Raw genomic sequence first — 18,408 nt, forward strand, 5'->3', positions numbered from 1 at the left:
GTCGCTACGGCCCGTCGTGTCCTATCGAGGCCAACGCCATGAGCGGGCGATGCCGGTGTAGTAGGCGTAGTCGTCCCTCGACCGGATCGCCGCCCCGGCCCAGCCCTCCGCCTCACCCCGTGTCGCGATCGTCACCGGCGGCTCGCGCGGCATCGGCCGCCAGACCGTCGGCCGGCTGACCGCCGACGGGTACGCCATCGTGGTCGGCTACGCCGGCAACCAGGACGAGGCCGAAGCCGCCGTGAAGGAGGCCGTCACCAGCGGTGGCCGGGCGATCGCAGTGCGCGCAGACGTCGCCGACGAACATGCGGTCGCGACCCTGTTCGACGCGGCCGAAGCAGAGTTCGGCGGCATCGACGTCGTCGTGCACGCGGCCGGGCGGGCGCACACGGCGCCGATCGCCGAGCTGGACCTGGCCGTCCTGGACGACCTGCACCGCACCAACATTCGCGGCACGTTCGTCGTCGTCCAGCAGGCCGCCCGTCGGGTGCGCCCCGGCGGTGCGATCGTGACGTTCTCCACGTCCGTGGTGGGGCTGGCCTTCCCGAACTACGGCGCGTACTCCGCCAGCAAGGGCGCGGTCGAGGCGCTGACGCTGTTCCTGGCCAGGGAGCTGCGGGGCCGGGACGTCACCGCCAACGCCGTCGCGCCCGGCCCCACGGCCACCGACCTGTTCCTGGACGGCAAGGACGAGGAGACCATCGCCCGCCTGGCCGCCCAGCCCCCGCTGGAGCGACTCGGTAGCCCGGCCGACATCGCGGAGGTCGTCGCGTTCCTGGCCTCCCCGGCCGGCCACTGGATCAACGGACAGGTCGTCCGTGCCAACGGCGGAATCATCTGAACCGCCCGCCGCCACCCCATCGAGCAACGAAAGGCTCTGTCATGAGGAACGACGACACCGAGAAGGTCATCCTGGTCACCGGGGCCTCCAGCGGCATCGGGGCGCTGTCCGTACGTGCTCTGGCCCGCGCCGGTCACACCGTGTACGCGGGCATCCGCCAGACCGCGACCCGTAACGCCACCGCGGTGGCCGACCTGACGCGCTACGGCACCGACCACCAGGTCGAGGTGCACGCCGTCGAGCTGGACGTCACCTCCCAGGACTCCGCCGACGCCGCAGTCGACCGGATCCTCGCCGAGCGCGGCAGGCTGGACGTGGTCGTGCACAACGCCGGGCACATGGTCCTGGGCGCCGCCGAGGCGTTCACCACCGAGCAGCTCGCGGACCTGTACGACGTGAACGTCCTGGGCACCCAGCGCGTCAACCGCGCCGCCCTGCCGACGTTGCGTGCGCAGGGCTCGGGGCTGCTGGTGTGGATCGGCAGCTCCAGCACCCGCGGCGGCTGCCCCCCGTTCCTGGCCCCGTACTTCGCCGCCAAGGCCGCGATGGACGCCCTGGCCGTCAGCTACGCCGCCGAGGTGCTCCCGTTCGGCATCGACACCGCGATCGTGGTGCCCGGCGCGTTCACCACCGGCACCAACCACTTCGCCAACGCGGGCGCTCCCGCCGACGTGGACTGTGCGGAAGCCTACGACCAGCGCCACCGACCCCTGATGGACGATCTGGGCAAGCGCCTGGCCGCGCTCATCCCTTCGGACGCCGATGTGAGCGAGGTGGCTGAAGCCGTCGCGCGCCTGGTCGCGATGGAGCACGGCACTCGGCCTCTGCGCACCCACATAGACCCCAGCCGGGACGGCAGCGAAGTGGTCTCCGCGGTCGCCGACCGCCTCCGCGCCGACTTCTTCCGCCGCATCGGGCTGGACAACCTGCTCACCGCAGGCAGCTCCCTGTAACGCCCCACGGGAAGGCGGATGGGACGGGGCGTCCGTCACTCGTAGAACAGAAACGGGGCCCTGATGCCGTTGGGGTCCATGACGAGTACCGGGTAGGGGGGCGTGCCTGACGGCGCGACGGCCGTCGGAGCCTGCGTCGAGGACATGTGCTGCCCGTTTTGGAGCGCGTGGTGGAGCACCCCCGCAAGCCCGTTGATGGTGAACTTGAGGGACGAGGGGGAGGCGGCGCTGTAGGCGAAGACGTGGCTTTCGTGCTGCGGGGTCAGCCGCACGCACTCAAGGTTGGTGACCGTATGGGTGGCCTGTGCCCCTCCCTGGTTCGGGAGGGGCACCGCAGACGGCGGAGGGCTGTCGGTGAACACCGCCCCGGTGTGGCGGATGGTCCCGGGCAGGAAATCGGCGTCGATGGCGTTGCCGATCGATGCGTTGAGGGAGGCGTCCCCGATCCGCAGATTCTGCGAGCTGCTGTTGAGGGCGCTGAGCAGGCTCTGGATCGCGGCCTCCACCGGAGCGCGCTGCGTCCTGGTGAAGGGATGGTTCAAGGCGTTGATGACGGCGTTGCGCCGTTGGACCATCGCGGTGTGCTCGGGCGAGCCATTCGTGAACAGGGCGTCGCAGTTCGCCTCGAATGCGGCGACAGCACTCTGCCACCCCGTTGTGCCGCGGGCGTCGAACAGAAAGTTCGCGTGCTTGTCCAGGTCGCGCTGGATCCGTTCGAACGGGATGATGTGGTTGAGGGACGCGTTCGGCCCGGCATTGTTGGCCATCGCTTGGGCGGTGGGTTCCCAGGCCGGGCGGCCCGGTGTGAGCTGGAGCTCGAAGCTCCCGTCGTCGGCGTTCGGCCCGAACTCGATCAGCCGCTGCACGGCGGCGTGGCCGTGGTCGTGCGCCGCGGAGTCCGGGGCGGGGCCGTCGGTGTGCTGCTGCGCGCTGACCGGCCCGGACATCACCCGCCGCGCGGTGGCTTCGGCCTCGCGCTCGAAACGGTCGGACGGGTCGCTCACCCGCAGGCCGTGGCCGGTGTCGCTGCCCGCGACAGGCCCCCGGCGCTGCTGGACGACATGGGTCAGCTCGTGGGCCAGCGTGTGCTTGTCCACGCCGCCTTCGCCGACAACGATGTGGCTTCCGGAGGTATAGGCCTGGGCGTCGATCTCGCCCGCCGAACGCCGGGCGGCGGCATCCGCGTGCACGCGTACATCGCTGAAGTTCACGCCCCCGAAGCGGGCCTCCATCTCGGTGCGGAGTCCTTCGTCCAGCGGCTGCCCTGCCGAGCGAAGGACATCGTGCACCGCGGACCGCTGCACCGCCAGTTCCTGTTCATGGCGGCAGCCCGTGCCGCGCCGCCGACCGATCATCCGTGCCACCGCCGCGTTTCCGACGGTGCGTTGCAAGGACGCGACCACGGGAGCCGACATGACCCCGGCGGCGGGCTGCGCCCTGGCAGTGGTCTGCCGCGTCGGGTTCGGCAGGCTCCGTGGACCGGCACTCTTCTCCGGCTGTTCCTTGGCGTGCATGTCGAGACGACCCTTCTCACGGCTTCCGCGCTCCCTCCTCCGTACAGAAGCGGAAGCCGTCCGGGAACGGTACGGACGGGCAACCCTGGTGCACATGACTGCCCTTCCGGGCACCGGGGCCGGGTGGAGTCGCTGCGCGTCGAGTTGGCGAGGGCAGAGCGAAGCCGCAGCGCTTGGCGGGATGGCGGGGCGGTGGCCGCCTCGGTGTCCTTGGCCCCGGCGGTCCGCTAACCGCTGGACAGGTGCTCGACTGCGCCGAGGAAGACGCGGAAGGCCTGGTCGGTGCGGGTGGTGTCGCCGGTGGCGTCGAGGTCCATGAGGAGACCGCGGATGACAGCGAGAACGAGCGTCGCGAGATCCGGCCGGCCGATGCTGCGCAGACCGTCCTCGAGCGGCCCGAGCCAGTCGGTCGTCGCGGTGCGCCGGAAGTTGGGCCACAGCTGCTGCTCCGTACTCTCGCGCAGCTGACCGAACATGCGCAGGTACGGCTGGCCGTCCGGGCCGGTGATGGAGGTCCAGGCGCGATACAGGGTGGTCGTGTACGGCTCGTCGGGCCGCACCCGCAGGAGGTCGCCGAATGTGTCGAGTTGGCGTTGCCGCGCGCGCCCGAGGACGGCCCGCAGCAGGGCGTCGCGGGTGCCGAAGTGGTAAATCAGCATGCGGGCCGAGGTGCCGGTGGCGGTGGCCAGCGGTTCGAGCCGGTCGGGGAGGCCGTGCGCGAGGGCGTGATCAGCGCAGGCATCGAGCAGCCTCTCCTTGATGTGCGGTTGCGGTCGTCTGCCCACGACTCCAACTTTTTCACGTAACGGCGGCTACGTCTACCGTTGATCGAAAGGCAGTCAACGTAGATGTGGAGGCAGCGATGAGGGTCGTGTTCGTGCATGGGGCGTGTGTGCGGGACGGGTCGTGGTGGTGGCACCGCACCGCCGAGCTGCTGCGGGAGCGAGGGGTGCCGAGCGTGGCCCCGGCGCTGCCGAGCTGCGGCGAGGCGGGCCCGCCCGGCGGCGTCGGCGGTCCGGGGCTGTCCGAGGATGTTGCCGCGGTGCGGCAGGTGCTGCAGGCCGGCGACGAGCCGACCGTCGTGGTCGCCCACAGCTACGGCGGCATCGTCACCGCGGAAGCCGCCGCGGGAATCGGGTCGGTACGCCACCTGCTGCTGGTCTCCAGCTATCTGCCCGAGGTCGGGCAGAGCCTGTCGGAGTTCGGGGACGGCAGCCCGGCCCCGTTCCTCGACGTCGACCCCGGCGCCGGCACCTTCGGGGTCCGCCCCGAGCTGCTGGTGGACACGTTCCTGCACGACTGTGACCCTGAGGTCCAGGCGCAGGCGGCGGACCATCTCGCCCGGCAGAGCGTGCAGGTGACCGGGCAGCCGGTCGGGGCGGCCGCATGGCAGCAGGTGCCCTCGACGTACCTCGTCTGCGCCCAGGACCGCGGCACTCCGCCGCGGCTGCAGCGCGAGTTCGCCCGCCGGGCCGGCAGTGTCGTCGAACTCGAGACCGGCCACCACCCGTTCCTGTCCCAGCCCGCCGCGGTCCGGGACCTGCTGCTGAGCCTGTGACGGCAGCCGCGGACGAGCCGGGCCCGCGAACCGAGGACCAGGAGAACCAGGAGACCGTCATGAGTGCCTGGGGAGAACTGCTGTCGAGGGCCTACCTGGCCTGCAACGGGCAGGACGTCGACGGCCTGCCCGCTCTCGTCGGCGACGACGTCGGCCGGCCGGACGGTTCGCAGAGCGGCGTGGGGTCATCCGAAGGCCGTGGTCGTGAGTCTGGTGCATCAAGGGGGCCCAGGAGTTCCCGTAGGAAAAAGCAACGGTGAGGAAGGAGAAGCGCACCGCCACCGTCGAGGGCTCTGGCTAGTCGGTCAGATCGGCCACGGCCACGATGTGGGTGGGGTGAACACGGACCAACAAGGTGCCTGGGCCTCCGATGCGCCTTCCGATCTCGTCGGCGAGGTCGGCGCCCATGTAGCGCGCCGCGCTTGCCGTGGCCCACCTCAGCAGTTCTTCGGGCTCTTCGCTGAGGGTGACCGTGCCCTCGATGCTCACGAAGGAGAACGGTGGCCGTTCGTCGTCGATGCACAAGGCCACTCGTGGATCGCGGCGCAGTGCTCGTCCCTTCACCGAGGCGGCACCGGTGGTGATCACGATGTCGCCGAGCGGTGACTCGGGGGTGGCCGCTGTCCGGTCCAGGGTGAACCAGACCGGGGCCGCATGGGGCCTCCCGTCCGGGCGCACGGTGGCCAACGTGGCCGTCCGGGCCGGTTCCGCCGTGAGGAAGGCCACCAGCTCGTCATCGCTCATGGGGTGGGGCATCTCTTCTCCATTCGGGCCGGAGGGGGCATGGGCGAGGTTGCGCGGGTCCGAGGAGACGGCGCGTCACTCAGAGCCGGGCAGCGCGTTCATGTAGTCCTGGATGCGCGTCACCTTGCCGTCGCGCCGGGTGATGAACCAGATGTAGCCGAGATCCCTGGGCGTGCCGTCGGGGCTTCGGTGGTGGCCGGTGGCCTGGACGATGGTCTCGTCGCCCGCCTCACGCACGTGGACGTCGGTGAACGGCCCGAACTCGATGACCTCAGGGAGCCGGCTCATGTAGGCCGCGATCGCGTCGCGCCCCTCCAGACGGCGGACGGCGCCTTCGGCCGCCCAGGGGAATTCGTGCGTGGCGTCGGGAGCGTAGATGCTCATCCACCCGTCGAGGTCGCCGGCGGCAAGGGAGCCGAGCGCGTCGGCGAGCCATGTGGGGAGAGCGGACGTGGGTGACACCGGGTCCTCCGATATATTTACGGACTGTGAGTCCAGAACACTCTAACAGTATTACGGACCGGCAGTCCGCAAAGGCGGGTGCGGGTGCGCGTCGAGGCCGCCCACCGGTTCGCCCCGAGGTCGTGCTCGCCGCCGCCGACGGGCTCTTCGCCGACGCCGGCGCCCCCGACACGGTCCCGATGGACGCCATAGCCGCCGCGGCCGGCGTGGGGAAGGGAACTCTGTTCCGGGCCTTCGGCAGCCGCGACGGCCTGCTCGACGCACTGTGGGCCCATAAGCTCACCGCCCTGCGCGAGGCCGTGGAGGAAGGAGAGGCACCGCTCGGTCCGGGGGCACCGTCGCGCGAGCGGGTCGTCGCGTTCCTCGACGCGCTGCTCACCTTCAAGCTGGACAACCGCCACCTCATCCGCGCACGCGAGGTGGCCTCCGCCGGAGTGCGGCAGTCGGAGCACTACAAGTGGATGCACGGCCTGCTGCGGAACCTGATCGAGGATGCCGCGCCCGGGGCGACGGCGGACGACACCGTATACGCCGCCCACGTCCTGCTCGCGGCGCTGCACATCGATCTCATCGAGGAGTTGCTCGCCGCCGGACGCTCGCCCCGAGCGATCCGCCGCGCACAGGCCGCGCTCGCGCGAGCGGTCATGGACGACGCTCGACGCCGCTAGGACTTGTCCGGCCGATCATGTGATTGCATCCGGCACACCATCCCGGAGAAGTGCCGACAGCCAGGCCACCCGCCTGCGCAAAGGCTCCCGCGGTGGACGGCCGCCTGGCTTCGACGAGGAGCGGTGCAAGAGGCGCAACACGGTCGAGCGGGCGATCAACAGGTTGAAGCATTCCCGGGCCGTGGCCACTCGGTACGGCGAACGCGGCTACGTCTTCCTCGGCACTGCCACCACAGCCGCCCTGGTCATCTGGCTTCGCGCATGATCGACCGGACAAGTCCTGGATGCGTCCTAGATGTGGTCGGCCGCCATGGCGCGGCGAACGCTCTCGCGGAGCAGGGTGCGACGCCGGTCGTGCAGTTCGGGTGGCTCCTGCGCCGTTGCCGCGTAGACATTGCTGACCGGGGACCATGCCATGGACATGGCGATCACCATGGCCATGAGGTCGAACGGGTCTCCCTGGCGCACCGAACCGGCGGCCTGGGCCTCGGCGATGGCGCGTAGCTTGCGGTCGTCGAGGCGGTCGGGATCGTCCACCAGGTGACCGGCCGGGCGCCGCTCCAGGCGCGCCCAGGTGGCCAGCCGGATGAGGTCGGGGCGGCGCAGATACTCGTCGTAGAGGCGTACGGCCCAGTCCGCGAGGTCGGTGGCGTCGATCGGGACGACATTCACGATCCGCTCCAGCGAGCCGAAGAAAATGGCGTCGAAGAGCCCTTCCTTGCTGCCGAAGTAGGCGTAGAGCTGCGCCTTGTTCGTGCGGGCCGCAGCCACGATCCGCTCGACGCGCGCGCCGGCGATCCCGTACTCGGCGAATTCCTGGGTCGCCGCTTCGAGGATGCGTTGGTACGTCGCGGCTCCACGCGCGCTCAGGGGCTGATCGGCCATGTGCCCAGGCTAACAGACAGAATAGTTGGTTTGCCTGGGGTCGCAGCGGGCGCTACGGTGACAGACCGAACAGTCTGTTTATAAGGATGCGCCATGAGGAACACGGTTGGCTGGCAGGTGGAAGACTCGTCGTCGACGCTGCGGCGGACGCCGCTGCAACGACGCGATCTGCGCCCTGACGACCTGGCTGTCAGGGTGGATTACTGCGGTGTCTGCCACTCCGATCTGCACGCCATCGGTGCCCGGGACGGCGAAGGCAGCCGGCCTTTGGTGCCCGGACACGAGTTCACGGGCGTGGTGACCGAGACCGGCCCCGCGGTCACCCACTTCACCGTCGGTGACCTGGTCGCGGTGGGCAACATCGTCGACTCCTGCGGCGAGTGCGCCATGTGCCAGGCCGGTCAGGAGAACTTCTGCCGCGCCATCCCGACCCTGACCTACGGCGGCACCGACCGGCACGACGGATCGACCACGCTTGGGGGTTACTCCCGCGAGTACGTGGTCCGCGACCGCTTCGCCTACCCCCTTCCCGCCGGACTGGATCCGGCCGCCGCCGCTCCGCTTCTCTGCGCCGGGGTCACCGTCTGGGAACCGCTGCACGCCCTCGGCGTGGGGCCGGGAACCCGCGTCGCCGTGGCCGGACTGGGCGGCCTGGGCCACCTCGCGGTCAAAATCGCCGTGGCGCTCGGCGCCGACACCTCGGTCATCAGCCGCTCACCGGACAAGGCCGAGGACGCTCGCCGTCTGGGGGCCCACGGTCTCATCGTCTCCGCGGACCCGGAACAAATGGCTGACGCCCGCGACCGCTTCGACGTCGTCATCGACACCATCTCCGCCCCGCACGACCTCGGCCCTTACCTGCGCCTGGTCGCCATGGACGGGACGCTGAGCCATCTCGGGCACCTTGGACCCGTCACCGTGGAGACCACCGACCTGCTCGTGGGGCGCAAGAAGCTCAGCTCCGCAGGCAGCGGCGGCAGGCCCGCGACCATCGCCATGCTGGACTTCTGCGGCGAGCACGGCATCACCGCCGACATCGAACTGCTCCCCTCGGCGCAGGTGAACGAGGCCCTCGACCGTCTGAGGCGCAACGACGTCCGCTACCGCTTCGTACTCGACATGTCCGACGTGGACTGACGCCCCGCGGCAACGTCCGTGACCGGAAGGTGGGGGTGTCCTCCCGTCACCGCGGGTTCTCGGCGAATGTACAGGTCATCGTGGATGCGGAAACCCGCTCGTGATGGCGGCGGCCCGGTGGGGCATCCGACCACGGAGACTCCGCGACCTCCGCGAAAACCCGTTGGCGGACCACGGCGACCACTGCTACTTTTCCGGAGGCCGTGCGAGAGAACGAGGAGGTGGTACCCGTGAACGTATCGACATGGGTGCTCCCCTCCGGGGTCACGGTCGGGCGATAGGTCGTCCGGGAGCGCCGTTCAAGAGCCCTCCCGAAAGGCACGACCATGCGATTCACTTCTGAACAGCGCCTCGACGTCGGCGTCCTCGAGCGCGAATTCACCCTCGGCGAGATCCCCGGCACCCTGTGGACGCCTGGGCCCGCACCTGCCCCGCTGATCCTGATCGGCCACAACGGCGGCTTGCACAAGCGGGAATCGCGGCTGGTGGCCCGTGCCCGGCACGCCGCGGCGGAGTACGGCTACGCGGTGGCCGCCATCGACCACCCCGGGCACGGTGGCCGGCCCCGTTCCGCCGTCGATGAGCAGGCCCGCGCCGACCTGCGTCGGGCGATGGCGGCCGGCGAGCCGGTCGACGAGATCTTCGAGTCCTTCATCGGCCCGCTGGTCGAAAAGGCGGTCCCGGAATGGCGGACCACTCTGGACGCCCTCCTCGCGCTGCCCGAGATCGGCGGCCCGGTCGGGTACTCGGGGATGACCGCCATCGGCATTCGGCTGGCGGTGGTCGAACCGCGCATCGCGGCCGCCGGTTTCTTCGCCGGGGGTTATGTGCCGCGCGCCCAGCGCGAGGAGGCCCGGCAGGTCACCATTCCACTGCTGTTCTTGCTGCAGTGGGACGACGAAGGGAACGACCGGCAGTCGGCCCTGGACCTGTTCGACGCCTTCGGCACCAAGGAGAAGACGCTGCACGCCAATATGGGCGGGCACGCCGGCACCCCGTGGTTCGAGGTGGACGACGGGGACCGGTTCTTCGGCCGGCACCTGCGGTGAGGCCGGGCCGTCAGGCCGGCCGCAGACGGTAGGCGGTGTCGGCCAGGATGCCGCCATCGAGGACAGCTCCCGGCCCTCCTCGATGGCGGCGGCCGGCAGATGCGCAACCGCCCCGATCGCGGCGGTACCGGCCCTCGGCGGCACCGGCAAGCAGGCCCCGGTCACCGGCGAAGACACAGCAACTCCGGTCCTCCGGCTGCACGACGTCCTCGACGACGCGACACGGCCTCAGCCACTCCGGACGGCTCCTTCGGGCTTGGCAAGGCACATGCGGGACCCCACCGCCCGACCGGAGACACGGCATGAACGCCAGAACCGCTCGTGTGACCGGCGGCGCCCGCGGAGTGGGCGCCGCCACCGCCCAGCGCCCTTCGCGCACCGGGAACCGATGACCGGCGGTTGCGGGATGCGGGTGCGACGGCCTGGTCAGGGCGTGGGGGCGGGACCTGGCGGCAGGTGGACCGTCATGATCAGGTGGCAGGTCTCGCCACCCGCCCCGCGGTAGGTGTGGGGGGCATCGCCGTCGAAGGTGGCGGTCTGGCCGGCCTCGACGGGGTGCTCCGTGCCGTCGACGACGAGGACCATCCGCCCCGAGGTGACGCTGACGGTCTCGATGACTCCGGCCTGGTGGGGGTGGCTGGCGTACTCCTCGCCGGGCTCCAGCCGCCAGCGCCACACCTCGACCGGGGCCGGCCCCGAAGCCGTCAGCATGAGCCGGGCCTCACTGCCCCGCTCTCCCGCCCACAGCGGCATCACGGCATCGGCGGACACCACGCGGACACGGCCCTCGGTCGGCCCCTCCATCAGGGCGGACACCGAGATGCCGAGCGTGTCGGCCAGCCGGACCAGAGTGGCGAAGTTCGGATTCCCCTGGGCCTTCTCCAGGCCGACCAGGGCCCCTTTGCTGACCTTGGCGCGGCGGCCGAGCTCGTCCAGGGACAGGCCCGCGCGGGCGCGGGCCGTCCTGACGTTGTGCGCGAGTGTGCGCAACGCTGCCTCCGTCTCGGCCACCTGATCACCATCCTCACCGGTCGGTCAGTTCGGTCAGTGGAATGCACCATCCAGTCGTTTGGTTGACAGAGGCTGGTCGTTCCGCTGTACGGTTCAGTCGTTCTACTGCAATGGTAAGGGATCGTCTCGTGATAGCTCTGCTGCTGGCCCTGGGCAGCTCACTGGCCTACGGATGCGCCGACTTCCTCGGTGGCCTGGGCGCCCGCAAGGCCCACGTGCTGCGCACCGTGATGGTCGCCGCCCCCGCCAGCCTCGCGGTCGAGCTGCTGCTGTGGCCCGTGCTCGGCGCCTCCTTCAGCCCGGACGCCGTCGGCTGGGGCGCCGCCTCCGGTGTGGCCTCGGCCGCCGCGTTCGCGCTGCTCTACAAGACCCTCGCCATCGGTCCGATGAACGTGCTCTCGCCGGTGACCGCGCTCGTGTCCGCCGCGCTCCCGGTCGTGGTGGGGCTGCTGGAGGGCGAGCACCTGGGCCCGGCCGGACTGCTGGGTCTGCCGCTCGCGCTGGTCGCGGTGGTGCTGGTCAGCGCCGGACACGGCGCGGGTTCGTCCCGCCCGTCGCGTACGGCGCTGCTGCTGGCCTTCGGCGCGGGCGCCGCTATCGCCCTGCAGCTGATCTTCCTGCACCAGGCGCCGTCCGACAGCGGCGTGGCACCGCTGGTCATCGGCCGGGCGGTCTCGTCGGCCGTCACGCTGACCGCGGCCGGACTCCTGCGCCGCAGGCTCGGCCCCGAGAAGCCCGCATACGCCCTGTCGGCCACCGCCGGTGTGCTGGACTCGCTGGCGAACCTGCTGTTCCTGCTCGCCGCGCGCAGCGGCGACCTCACGGTCGTGGCCGTGATCACCGCCCTCTACCCGGCCGGGACGGTGCTCCTCGCCCGCAGCGTGCTCGCCGAGCGCATCCGCAAGGGTCAGCTCGTCGGCCTGGGCGCCGCCGCGGTCGCGGTCAGCCTCCTCGCCCTCACCTGAGCGATCCCGTCATCCCCGTGATCAAGGAGCCCCGCATGTTCATCCACCCTTGGGACGCGGCCCTGGACGAGGCCGAATGGCAGACCTGGATCGCCGACGGCCACGACTTCGGACTGCTCAGCGTCAACGGCCCGCTCGGCCACGCACCCGCGGTCGTGCCCACCCACTTCGCCCCGGACGGTGACCAGCTGCTGATCCACCTGGCCCGGCCGAATCCGGTCTGGGAGTGGATCGAGTACGACCCGAACGTCACCTTCAGCGTGATCGGCGACTACGCCTTCGTCCCCGGCCCCTGGCGCGCGGGGCCCGGTATCCCGCCCACCGACGGCGTGCCCACCAGCTACTACGCGGCCGTCCAGTTCGTCTGCCAGGCCCGTATCGTCGACGAACCCGAGGCCAAGGCCGAGCTGCTGCGCCGCCAGATGGCCCACTTCCAGCCCGACGGCGACCATGCTCCGGTCGAGGTCGACCAGCCGCCGTACGGCCGGATGCTGCCCGGCATCCGAGGCCTGAGGCTGGACGTGGCCGAGGTGCGGGCCAAGTTCAAGTACGACGACCACAAGCCCGTCGACCACCGCACCACCGTCGCCGACCGCCTCACCGCCCGCGGCCAGGCGCTGGACGAGCCCACGGCCCGCCAGCAGCGGCGCCGCCTGGACCGCATCGGCCCTTGGACACCCTGACCGCTGCGTGGCCACGAACCCTGGCCCGACACCAGCGCCGCCCTCGACGCCCGTGCGCTCGCCTCCAGACCCAGGCTTGTCAGGTGCTGGACATGGTTGTGGGGGCCGGGGCGGCGGACCGTCCCTCGGGATCTTCCACGTGCCGTGTCTCCTTGGCCAGAATGACCGTCCCCGCCGTGAGCCCGCTCATCAGGGCGATGAAGACGACGACGCCGGTCACGCTGTGGTCGAACCAGAGCAGCAGCGCCGTGGCGAGCATCGGCGCGAGTCCGCCGGTCAGGACGGTGCCGATGTTGTTGGCGACGCCGACCGCGCTGAACCGGACCTTGGTGTCGAAGAGTTCCGCGAAGAACGCGGGCTGCGAGCCGAGGATCGCCGACTGCCCGGCGCCGAGGGTGACCAGCAGCGCCACCCAGATGAGCGCTGTGTTCCCGCCGTCGACGATCGTGAAGAACGGCCACGCCGCGAGCAGCAGCACCAGCGCCCCGCCGATCGACACGGGCCGCCGCCCGACACGGTCCGAGAGCGCGCCGAATGCGGGCACCGTCACCAGCTTCACGGCCGCCGCGATCGAGATTCCGCTGAGCAACGCAGCGGTCGACAGGCCCCGGTCCTCGGCGTACGCCACGGAGAAAGTGCCGAAGATGTAGTAGCCGGCGTTCTCGGCGGCACCCGCGCCGATCACGATCAGCATCTCCTTGGGGTAGCGCCGCCAGGCTTCCACGAACCGGGTGCGGGCCAGCCGCTCGCGCCATGTGCCGCTGCGGTCCCGGGGGACGGTGGCGCCGTTCTCTTTGAACTCGGCGGTCTCGTCGAGGGACGTGCGCACCCACAGCCCGAACAGCGTGAGCACCGCGCTGAGCAGGAACGGGATGCGCCAGCCCCAGGCCAGGAACGCGTCCTCGCTCAGCAGCCCGGTACAGAGCGCGAAGGCGCCCGTGGACAGCAGCGTCCCGGTGCCTGTGCCGATCGCGGGCAGCGAGGTGAGCAGCCCGCGCCACTTCGGCGGCGCGTTCTCGAACAGGATGATCAGCGCCCCGGTCTTCTCGCCGCCCGCCGCGAACCCCTGCACGAACCGCAGCAGGGTCAGGAGCAGCGGCGCGGCCACGCCTATCCGCGCGTACGTCGGCAGCAGCCCGATGGCGGTGGTGGCGAGGCCCATCAGGAGCAGCGTCGCCACGAGAACCTTCTTACGGCCCTGTGTGTCGCCCTTCTCGCCGAAGTAGGCGCCGCCGAGCGGCCGCGCGAGGAAGCCGATGGCGAAGGTGCCGTAGGCGAGGATCGTGCCGACGAGCGGGTCGCTGTCGGGGAAGTAGAGCTTGTTGAACACCAGTGACGCCGCGGTGCCGTAGAGGGCGAAGTCGTACCACTCGACGGTCGTTCCGAAGACGGCCGCGATCGCCGTCCTCGGTTGCAACAGCCGCCTTCTGCTTGCCACTTCGCTCATGGGACTCCCTCGTCGTCGGACGCCTGGAGCGGTCGAGAACCACCGTCGTACCACCTGGTGGTCCTCTTGTGCCGCTGAATGGTTTGGTGATGTTATGGAGGGGCCCACCTCATGGCAAGGGGTCGGCACCGATGTGTTCCGTTTCCGGGAGGAGACCCATGCCCGAGTCCGAAGCAGGGGGCGTGCGCAGCGTGCAGCGCGCGGTCGATCTGCTCGCTCTGTACGACGCCGAGCACCCCGCCCGCACCGTCCGCGAACTGGTCGACGAGACGGGTCTGGCCAAGAGCACCGTCGTCCGTCTCGTGCACACGCTGGAGCAGTGCGGCCTGCTGTGGAGCCGCGGCGACGGCCGCACGGTGCCCGGCCCCGGCCTGCTCCGCTGGGCCGAACTGGCCAGCTCCACCTGGCAGTTGCCCGAGGCGGCGCTCGCCCTGATGAAGCAGCTGAGCGAGGCCAGCGGCGGCGAGGCCGTGCATCTGTACGTGCGTCAGCGGGACGCCCGCGTCTGCATCGCCCGGCACGAGGGCACCCGCACCCTGCGGCACGTGGTCCGCGTCGGCGAGGAGATGCCGCTGTGGTCCGGCGCCGCCAGCCACGTCCTCCTCTCCCGCGCCGAACGCGCCGACGTCGAGGCGGTGGCCGCGACCGCCCCGCACGAGGACTGGCCCACGCTGCTGTGGGAGCGGGCGCAGCGGGCCGCGGTGGCGGGCTGGTCGGCCAGCCACGGGGAGCGCGAGGCGGGCGTGTCCGGTGTCGCCGCGCCCGTCTTCGGCCGGTCCGGCCGCGTCGTCGCCGCGCTCGCCCTGGGCGGGCCCACCACACGCTTCACCGAGGAGACCGTGGCCGACTTCGCGAAGCTCCTCGTCGAGTCGGCCACGGCACTCACCGCCCTCGACTGCATCGGAGGCACCGCCCGATGAGCACGCCACTTCTGGAGGGCGTACGCGTCCTCGACCTCACGAACGTCCTCGCCGGCCCCTTCGCGGGCTATCAGCTCGCCCTCCAGGGCGCCGACGTACTGAAGATCGAGATGCCCGGATCAGGCGATCTGGCCCGGCAGTTGGGCGCCGACCGCGCGCTCAGCGAGGACCTGCTCGGCGCCTCGTTCCTCGCGCAGAACGCCGGCAAGCGCTCCCTCACCCTCAACCTCAAGGAAGCGGCGGGCAAGGAGGCCCTGCTGCGGGCCGTGCGCGACGCCGACGTCCTCGTGGAGAACTTCCGGCCCGGCGTGATGGACCGCCTCGGCGTCGGCTGGGAGGTACTGAAGGGCGAGAACCCGGGCCTCGTCTACTGCGCCATCTCCGGCTTCGGGCAGACCGGACCGATGCGCGAACGCCCCGCCTACGACCAGATCGTGCAGGGCCTCAGCGGCATGATGAGCGTCACCGGCACTCCCGAGGCCACCCCGCTGCGGGCGGGATTCCCGGTCGCGGACACGCTGGGCGGCATGGCGGCCGCGTACGCCATCGCGGCCGCGCTCGTCCGCCGCGCTCGCACCGGCGAGGGTGCCCTCCTCGACGTGTCGATGCTGGAGGCCGCACTCACGGCGATGGGCTGGGTCACCTCCAACTACCTGATCACCGGCCGGACTCCGCAGCCCATGGGCAACGAGAACTTCACCGCGGCCCCCTCCGGCACCTTCGCGACCGCCGACGGCCACCTCAACATCGCCGCCAACCGCCAGCAGCAGTTCGCGACGCTGTGCCGGCTCATCGGCCGCGACGACCTCCTGGCCGACCCGCGCTTCGTCCACCCCGCCGACCGCAAGACGCACCGCGATCAGCTGCGCGCCGAGGTCGAGGCCGGGCTCGCGCTGCGCACCGCCAAGGAGTGGGAGGAGATCCTCTCCGACGCGGGCGTCCCCGCCGCCCGCGTCCTGTCCGTCCCGGACGCCCTCGGCCTGGAGCAGCTGGCGGCCCGCGGCTTTGTCCACCGCCTCACCTTCCCCGACGGCCGCGACCGGCCTCTGGAGGTTCTGGGCAGCGCGATCCAGGTGGACGGCGAACCGGTCGGCCCGGCCGGCCCGCCCCCGCTGCTCGGCGAACACACCGACGCGGTCCTGGCCGAACTCGGTTACGGGGAGCGGGAGATCGAGGAACTGCGCGCGAACGAAGCGGTGTGATGACCGAAGGTCCCGTACGTACCGAGGCGGCGCTGATCGAGCAGGACCGGGTCACCGACTGGTGGTCCACGGCCGTGAGCCGCGTCCGCCCCGGCGAGATCCTGCTCCGCGGCTACCCGGTGGAACAGCTCATCGGCCACGTCACCTTCGCCGAACAGATCTGGCTGATGCTACGCGGCGAACTGCCAACTCCCCTACAGGGCAAGCTCCTTGAGGCAGCCCTCGTCTCCGCCGTCGACCACGGCCCGCAGGCGCCGTCCATCGCCGCTGCGCGGATGGCCGCCACCTGCGGAGTGGGCCTCAACAGCGCGGTCGCCACCGGCGCGGGGCTGCTCGGCGACACGCATGGTGGGGCGGGCCAGCAGTGCATGGAGATTCTGGAGCGCATCGTCGCGGGCGCCGAACCGCGCGCCGTGGTCGCGGAGTTCAGGGAACGCAAGGCGTACGTCCCCGGCTTCGGACACCGCTTCCACCCGCACGACCCGCGCCGCGATCCGCTGCTCGCGCTGGTGAGGGAGGCGGTGGAGGCGGGGGAGGTGCCGGGCCGTGCGCTGGCCGCCGGTCTCGCGCTGGAGGCGGCGCTGGCGGAGGGCCGTGCCCGTCCGGTCCCGATGAACATCGACGGGGCGACCGCCATCGTCTACGCCGAACTGGGCTTCCCCGCCGAACTGGGGCGTGGCCTCTTCATCCTCTCCCGCAGCGTCGGCATCCTCGCCCACGCCTGGGAGGAACACGGGAGCGGGACCCGGATCAAGGGCCCCCTGCCCAGGCCCCTGCTGGCCGGATACCACGGTGTGGCCCCGCGCGACCTGGAGCGCGCGCGCCGTATGGGGTGACGTCACGGTGGGAAGCCGCGTACCGACTGGGGCACCAGCCATCCCGGCGTCCGAGGATATGGGCCGCTTCTGATGAGACCAGGTCCGGCGCATACCTGCGGGCCGCGACCGGACCGGGTGCTGTCAGCGGCCGGGGACGGGCAGGAGGCCCTCGGTGTACTGGGCGCGTCCGAAGCCGAACGACCAGTCCTGGGGCCCGTTCTCGAAGATGGAGACGAAGACGTCCTCGCCGTCGATACCGAGGGGCTCCAACCGTTCGGCAACGGTCCGGAAGACGCGTTGCTTGACCTCGGTCGTGCGCCCTTCCTGAGTGAAGATCTGGATCATCACGAGCCGCTCGCCGCGCTCGAAGCCGAGGCCGGCGTCGAGGGCGATGACATGGTCGGCGTCGTGCTCGGTGAGGATCTGGAATCTGTCCCGCTCGGGGATGCCCAGCACATCCACCAGGGCACGGTGTGTCGCGTCGGCGATCGCCCGCAGCTCGTCGGTGCGTCGCCCGCGGATGAGATCGATGCGTACCAAAGGCATGAGTGTGACTCCTTTTCCGCCGGGTCGCACTTCGACGCTAGTGACCGCCTGGCCTGGACGGAAATGCCTGTCGCGCGCAGTCCATGCGCGTGGGACATGGATGCAGGGTCATTGCTGACCGGCGGGAACGGCCGCAGTCGCGCCCACTCCGTATCCGTCAGATCACCTCGAAGGTGGCGCCGGGGGCGGCGTAGTCGACGGGACCGTCGAACCGCGCCGAGGCACGCGCCACGGCTTGCTGCGGGGTGAGGAAGCGGCCGACGTGTGTCACGATCAGTCGGCCCACCCCGGCCGTGCGGGCTGTGTCCCCGGTGTCCTCGGGCGTGTGGTGCACCTGTTCGCCCTCGACTGGTGCCTGTGCGCTTTCGGCTTCGCACAACAGCACGTCGCATCCCTCGGCCAGCTCGGTGAGGCTGGGGCACGGTGCTGTGTCCCCGGAGTACACCAGCGACGTGCCCGCAGCCTCGATGCGCACTGCGAAGGCCGGGATGCCGTGCGACACCGCGCGGCTGGTCAGTCGGAGCGAGCCGATGGCCGCCTGATGTCCGTCGTGCAATTCGGTTACCGCGAAGGCGGATTCGACCGGGCTGCGAGCCGGGGTGTTGGTGAGGAAATTGGCCAGCCGGTCGGCGATTCCAGGCGGACCGTAGAGAGGGATCGGCGCCGCGAGGTGGATGTCCGCGTACAGGGCGCCGTAGTAGGCGGTGAGCAGGTCCGCGCTGTGATCGGCGTGCAGGTGCGAGATCCAGATCGCATCGAGCTCATCCAGCCGCACATGACGCTGGAGCGGGCCGAGTGTCCCGCTGCCCGCGTCCATCCAGATACGGGTGTCCCCGCTCGACACCAGGTAGCCCGAGCATGGATTGTCCACGCTCGGGTAGGGCGTCGCGCAGCCCAGGACCGTGAGGTGAAGAAGCTCATCGCCCATCCCAAGATTCTATCGGCCGATGCGACCCCGGCCAGCGCCGCGGACTCCGCCCGCACGGCGGTGCGCGCCACTTCACG

The 18,408-nt window shown here is 70.9% G+C and carries 21 protein-coding genes and 2 pseudogenes; 13 read left to right on the top strand and 10 right to left on the bottom strand.

Annotated elements, in window-relative coordinates:
• Positions 1-21: 21 nt before the first annotated feature.
• Positions 22-198, bottom strand: a complete 177-nt coding sequence (locus tag PS467_RS40365; RefSeq protein WP_311039486.1) for a hypothetical protein — start codon at positions 196-198, stop codon at positions 22-24.
• Between PS467_RS40365 and PS467_RS40370 the strand changes: the two genes are divergently transcribed.
• Both PS467_RS40370 and PS467_RS40375 read left to right on the top strand, forming a co-directional pair.
• Positions 128-841 carry an SDR family oxidoreductase gene (locus tag PS467_RS40370; protein WP_311040099.1) on the top strand — a complete coding sequence of 238 codons (714 nt, stop codon included), beginning with the start codon at positions 128-130 and terminating at the stop codon, positions 839-841. The genes PS467_RS40365 and PS467_RS40370 overlap by 71 nt on opposite strands.
• Positions 842-882: 41 nt before the next feature.
• The gene (locus PS467_RS40375) at positions 883-1,794 is read left to right on the top strand and encodes an SDR family oxidoreductase (RefSeq protein ID WP_311039487.1); all 912 of its coding nucleotides are present in this window, start codon (positions 883-885) and stop codon (positions 1,792-1,794) included.
• A 35-nt stretch (positions 1,795-1,829) separates the two neighbouring features.
• On the opposite strand, the gene PS467_RS40380 is transcribed toward PS467_RS40375, so the two are convergent.
• Together PS467_RS40380 and PS467_RS40385 are read right to left on the bottom strand one after the other, a co-directional pair.
• Entirely contained in the window at positions 1,830-3,185 is a 1,356-nt protein-coding gene (locus PS467_RS40380; RefSeq protein WP_432280699.1) for an eCIS core domain-containing protein, read from the bottom strand.
• A gap of 350 nt (positions 3,186-3,535) precedes the next feature.
• Positions 3,536-4,093, bottom strand: a complete 558-nt coding sequence (locus PS467_RS40385) for a TetR/AcrR family transcriptional regulator (RefSeq protein ID WP_311039488.1) — start codon at positions 4,091-4,093, stop codon at positions 3,536-3,538.
• Between the two features lie 77 nt (positions 4,094-4,170).
• On the opposite strand from PS467_RS40385, the gene PS467_RS40390 reads away from it, so the two are divergent.
• Complete coding sequence (locus PS467_RS40390; protein WP_311039489.1) at positions 4,171-4,866, top strand: alpha/beta hydrolase; 696 nt, start codon at positions 4,171-4,173, stop codon at positions 4,864-4,866.
• A gap of 297 nt (positions 4,867-5,163) precedes the next feature.
• Here the strand turns inward: PS467_RS40390 and PS467_RS40395 are convergent, their stop codons facing one another.
• A complete protein-coding gene (locus tag PS467_RS40395) occupies positions 5,164-5,622 on the bottom strand; it encodes a PPOX class F420-dependent oxidoreductase (protein ID WP_311039490.1) in 459 nt (152 codons plus the stop codon).
• A gap of 63 nt (positions 5,623-5,685) precedes the next feature.
• Complete coding sequence (locus PS467_RS40400; RefSeq protein WP_311039491.1) at positions 5,686-6,072, bottom strand: nuclear transport factor 2 family protein; 387 nt, start codon at positions 6,070-6,072, stop codon at positions 5,686-5,688.
• A gap of 122 nt (positions 6,073-6,194) precedes the next feature.
• Here PS467_RS40400 and PS467_RS40405 point away from each other — a divergent pair, with 122 nt between their 5' ends.
• Together PS467_RS40405 and PS467_RS40410 are read left to right on the top strand one after the other, a co-directional pair.
• Positions 6,195-6,740 carry a TetR/AcrR family transcriptional regulator gene (locus PS467_RS40405; RefSeq protein WP_311039492.1) on the top strand — a complete coding sequence of 182 codons (546 nt, stop codon included), beginning with the start codon at positions 6,195-6,197 and terminating at the stop codon, positions 6,738-6,740.
• A gap of 27 nt (positions 6,741-6,767) precedes the next feature.
• Positions 6,768-7,005: pseudogene (locus PS467_RS40410) on the top strand (IS5/IS1182 family transposase); the annotation flags it as partial.
• Between the two features lie 26 nt (positions 7,006-7,031).
• Here PS467_RS40410 and PS467_RS40415 read toward each other — a convergent pair.
• Complete coding sequence (locus tag PS467_RS40415; RefSeq protein WP_268976654.1) at positions 7,032-7,625, bottom strand: TetR/AcrR family transcriptional regulator; 594 nt, start codon at positions 7,623-7,625, stop codon at positions 7,032-7,034.
• A gap of 93 nt (positions 7,626-7,718) precedes the next feature.
• Here PS467_RS40415 and PS467_RS40420 point away from each other — a divergent pair, with 93 nt between their 5' ends.
• The 3 genes and pseudogenes from PS467_RS40420 to PS467_RS40425 all read left to right on the top strand — a co-directional run bounded on the left by PS467_RS40420 (position 7,719) and on the right by PS467_RS40425 (position 9,811).
• Positions 7,719-8,762 (top strand): NAD(P)-dependent alcohol dehydrogenase, encoded by a 1,044-nt coding sequence (locus tag PS467_RS40420; RefSeq protein ID WP_311039493.1) that lies wholly within the window; start codon positions 7,719-7,721, stop codon positions 8,760-8,762.
• A gap of 14 nt (positions 8,763-8,776) precedes the next feature.
• A pseudogene (locus PS467_RS41950) lies at positions 8,777-8,860 on the top strand (IS5/IS1182 family transposase); the annotation flags it as partial.
• A 228-nt stretch (positions 8,861-9,088) separates the two neighbouring features.
• Entirely contained in the window at positions 9,089-9,811 is a 723-nt protein-coding gene (locus PS467_RS40425) for a dienelactone hydrolase family protein (protein WP_311039494.1), read from the top strand.
• A gap of 426 nt (positions 9,812-10,237) precedes the next feature.
• Here PS467_RS40425 and PS467_RS40430 read toward each other — a convergent pair whose 3' ends face one another.
• Positions 10,238-10,822: a helix-turn-helix domain-containing protein gene (locus PS467_RS40430; protein WP_311039495.1), complete on the bottom strand. Its 585-nt coding sequence runs from the start codon at positions 10,820-10,822 to the stop codon at positions 10,238-10,240.
• Between the two features lie 128 nt (positions 10,823-10,950).
• On the opposite strand from PS467_RS40430, the gene PS467_RS40435 reads away from it, so the two are divergent.
• A complete protein-coding gene (locus PS467_RS40435; RefSeq protein ID WP_311039496.1) occupies positions 10,951-11,787 on the top strand; it encodes an EamA family transporter in 837 nt (278 codons plus the stop codon).
• A 35-nt stretch (positions 11,788-11,822) separates the two neighbouring features.
• Positions 11,823-12,470, top strand: coding sequence for an FMN-binding negative transcriptional regulator (locus PS467_RS40440; protein ID WP_311039497.1), 648 nt, complete (start codon positions 11,823-11,825; stop codon positions 12,468-12,470).
• 79 nt (positions 12,471-12,549) lie between these two features.
• Here the strand turns inward: PS467_RS40440 and PS467_RS40445 are convergent, their stop codons facing one another.
• The gene (locus tag PS467_RS40445) at positions 12,550-13,917 is read right to left on the bottom strand and encodes an MFS transporter (protein ID WP_311039498.1); all 1,368 of its coding nucleotides are present in this window, start codon (positions 13,915-13,917) and stop codon (positions 12,550-12,552) included.
• 158 nt (positions 13,918-14,075) lie between these two features.
• Between PS467_RS40445 and PS467_RS40450 the strand changes: the two genes are divergently transcribed.
• From PS467_RS40450 to PS467_RS40460, 3 genes are read left to right on the top strand one after another with little or no spacing between them, the layout of a single operon-like run.
• Positions 14,076-14,837, top strand: coding sequence for an IclR family transcriptional regulator (locus PS467_RS40450; RefSeq protein WP_311039499.1), 762 nt, complete (start codon positions 14,076-14,078; stop codon positions 14,835-14,837).
• Positions 14,834-16,039, top strand: coding sequence for a CaiB/BaiF CoA transferase family protein (locus PS467_RS40455; protein WP_311039500.1), 1,206 nt, complete (start codon positions 14,834-14,836; stop codon positions 16,037-16,039). Before PS467_RS40450 ends, PS467_RS40455 begins: the two co-directional genes overlap by 4 nt.
• On the top strand, positions 16,039-16,875 hold the full coding sequence (locus PS467_RS40460) for a citryl-CoA lyase (RefSeq protein WP_311039501.1): 837 nt from the start codon (positions 16,039-16,041) through the stop codon (positions 16,873-16,875). The genes PS467_RS40455 and PS467_RS40460 overlap by 1 nt, the downstream gene beginning before the upstream one ends.
• Positions 16,876-16,998: 123 nt before the next feature.
• Here the strand turns inward: PS467_RS40460 and PS467_RS40465 are convergent, their stop codons facing one another.
• Positions 16,999-17,403: a tautomerase family protein gene (locus tag PS467_RS40465; protein ID WP_311039502.1), complete on the bottom strand. Its 405-nt coding sequence runs from the start codon at positions 17,401-17,403 to the stop codon at positions 16,999-17,001.
• Between the two features lie 157 nt (positions 17,404-17,560).
• Complete coding sequence (locus PS467_RS40470; RefSeq protein WP_311039503.1) at positions 17,561-18,331, bottom strand: MBL fold metallo-hydrolase; 771 nt, start codon at positions 18,329-18,331, stop codon at positions 17,561-17,563.
• Between the last annotated feature and the right edge of the window lie 77 nt (positions 18,332-18,408).

Origin of the sequence: Streptomyces luomodiensis (assembly GCF_031679605.1) — a bacterium.
GTDB lineage: Bacteria > Actinomycetota > Actinomycetes > Streptomycetales > Streptomycetaceae > Streptomyces > Streptomyces luomodiensis.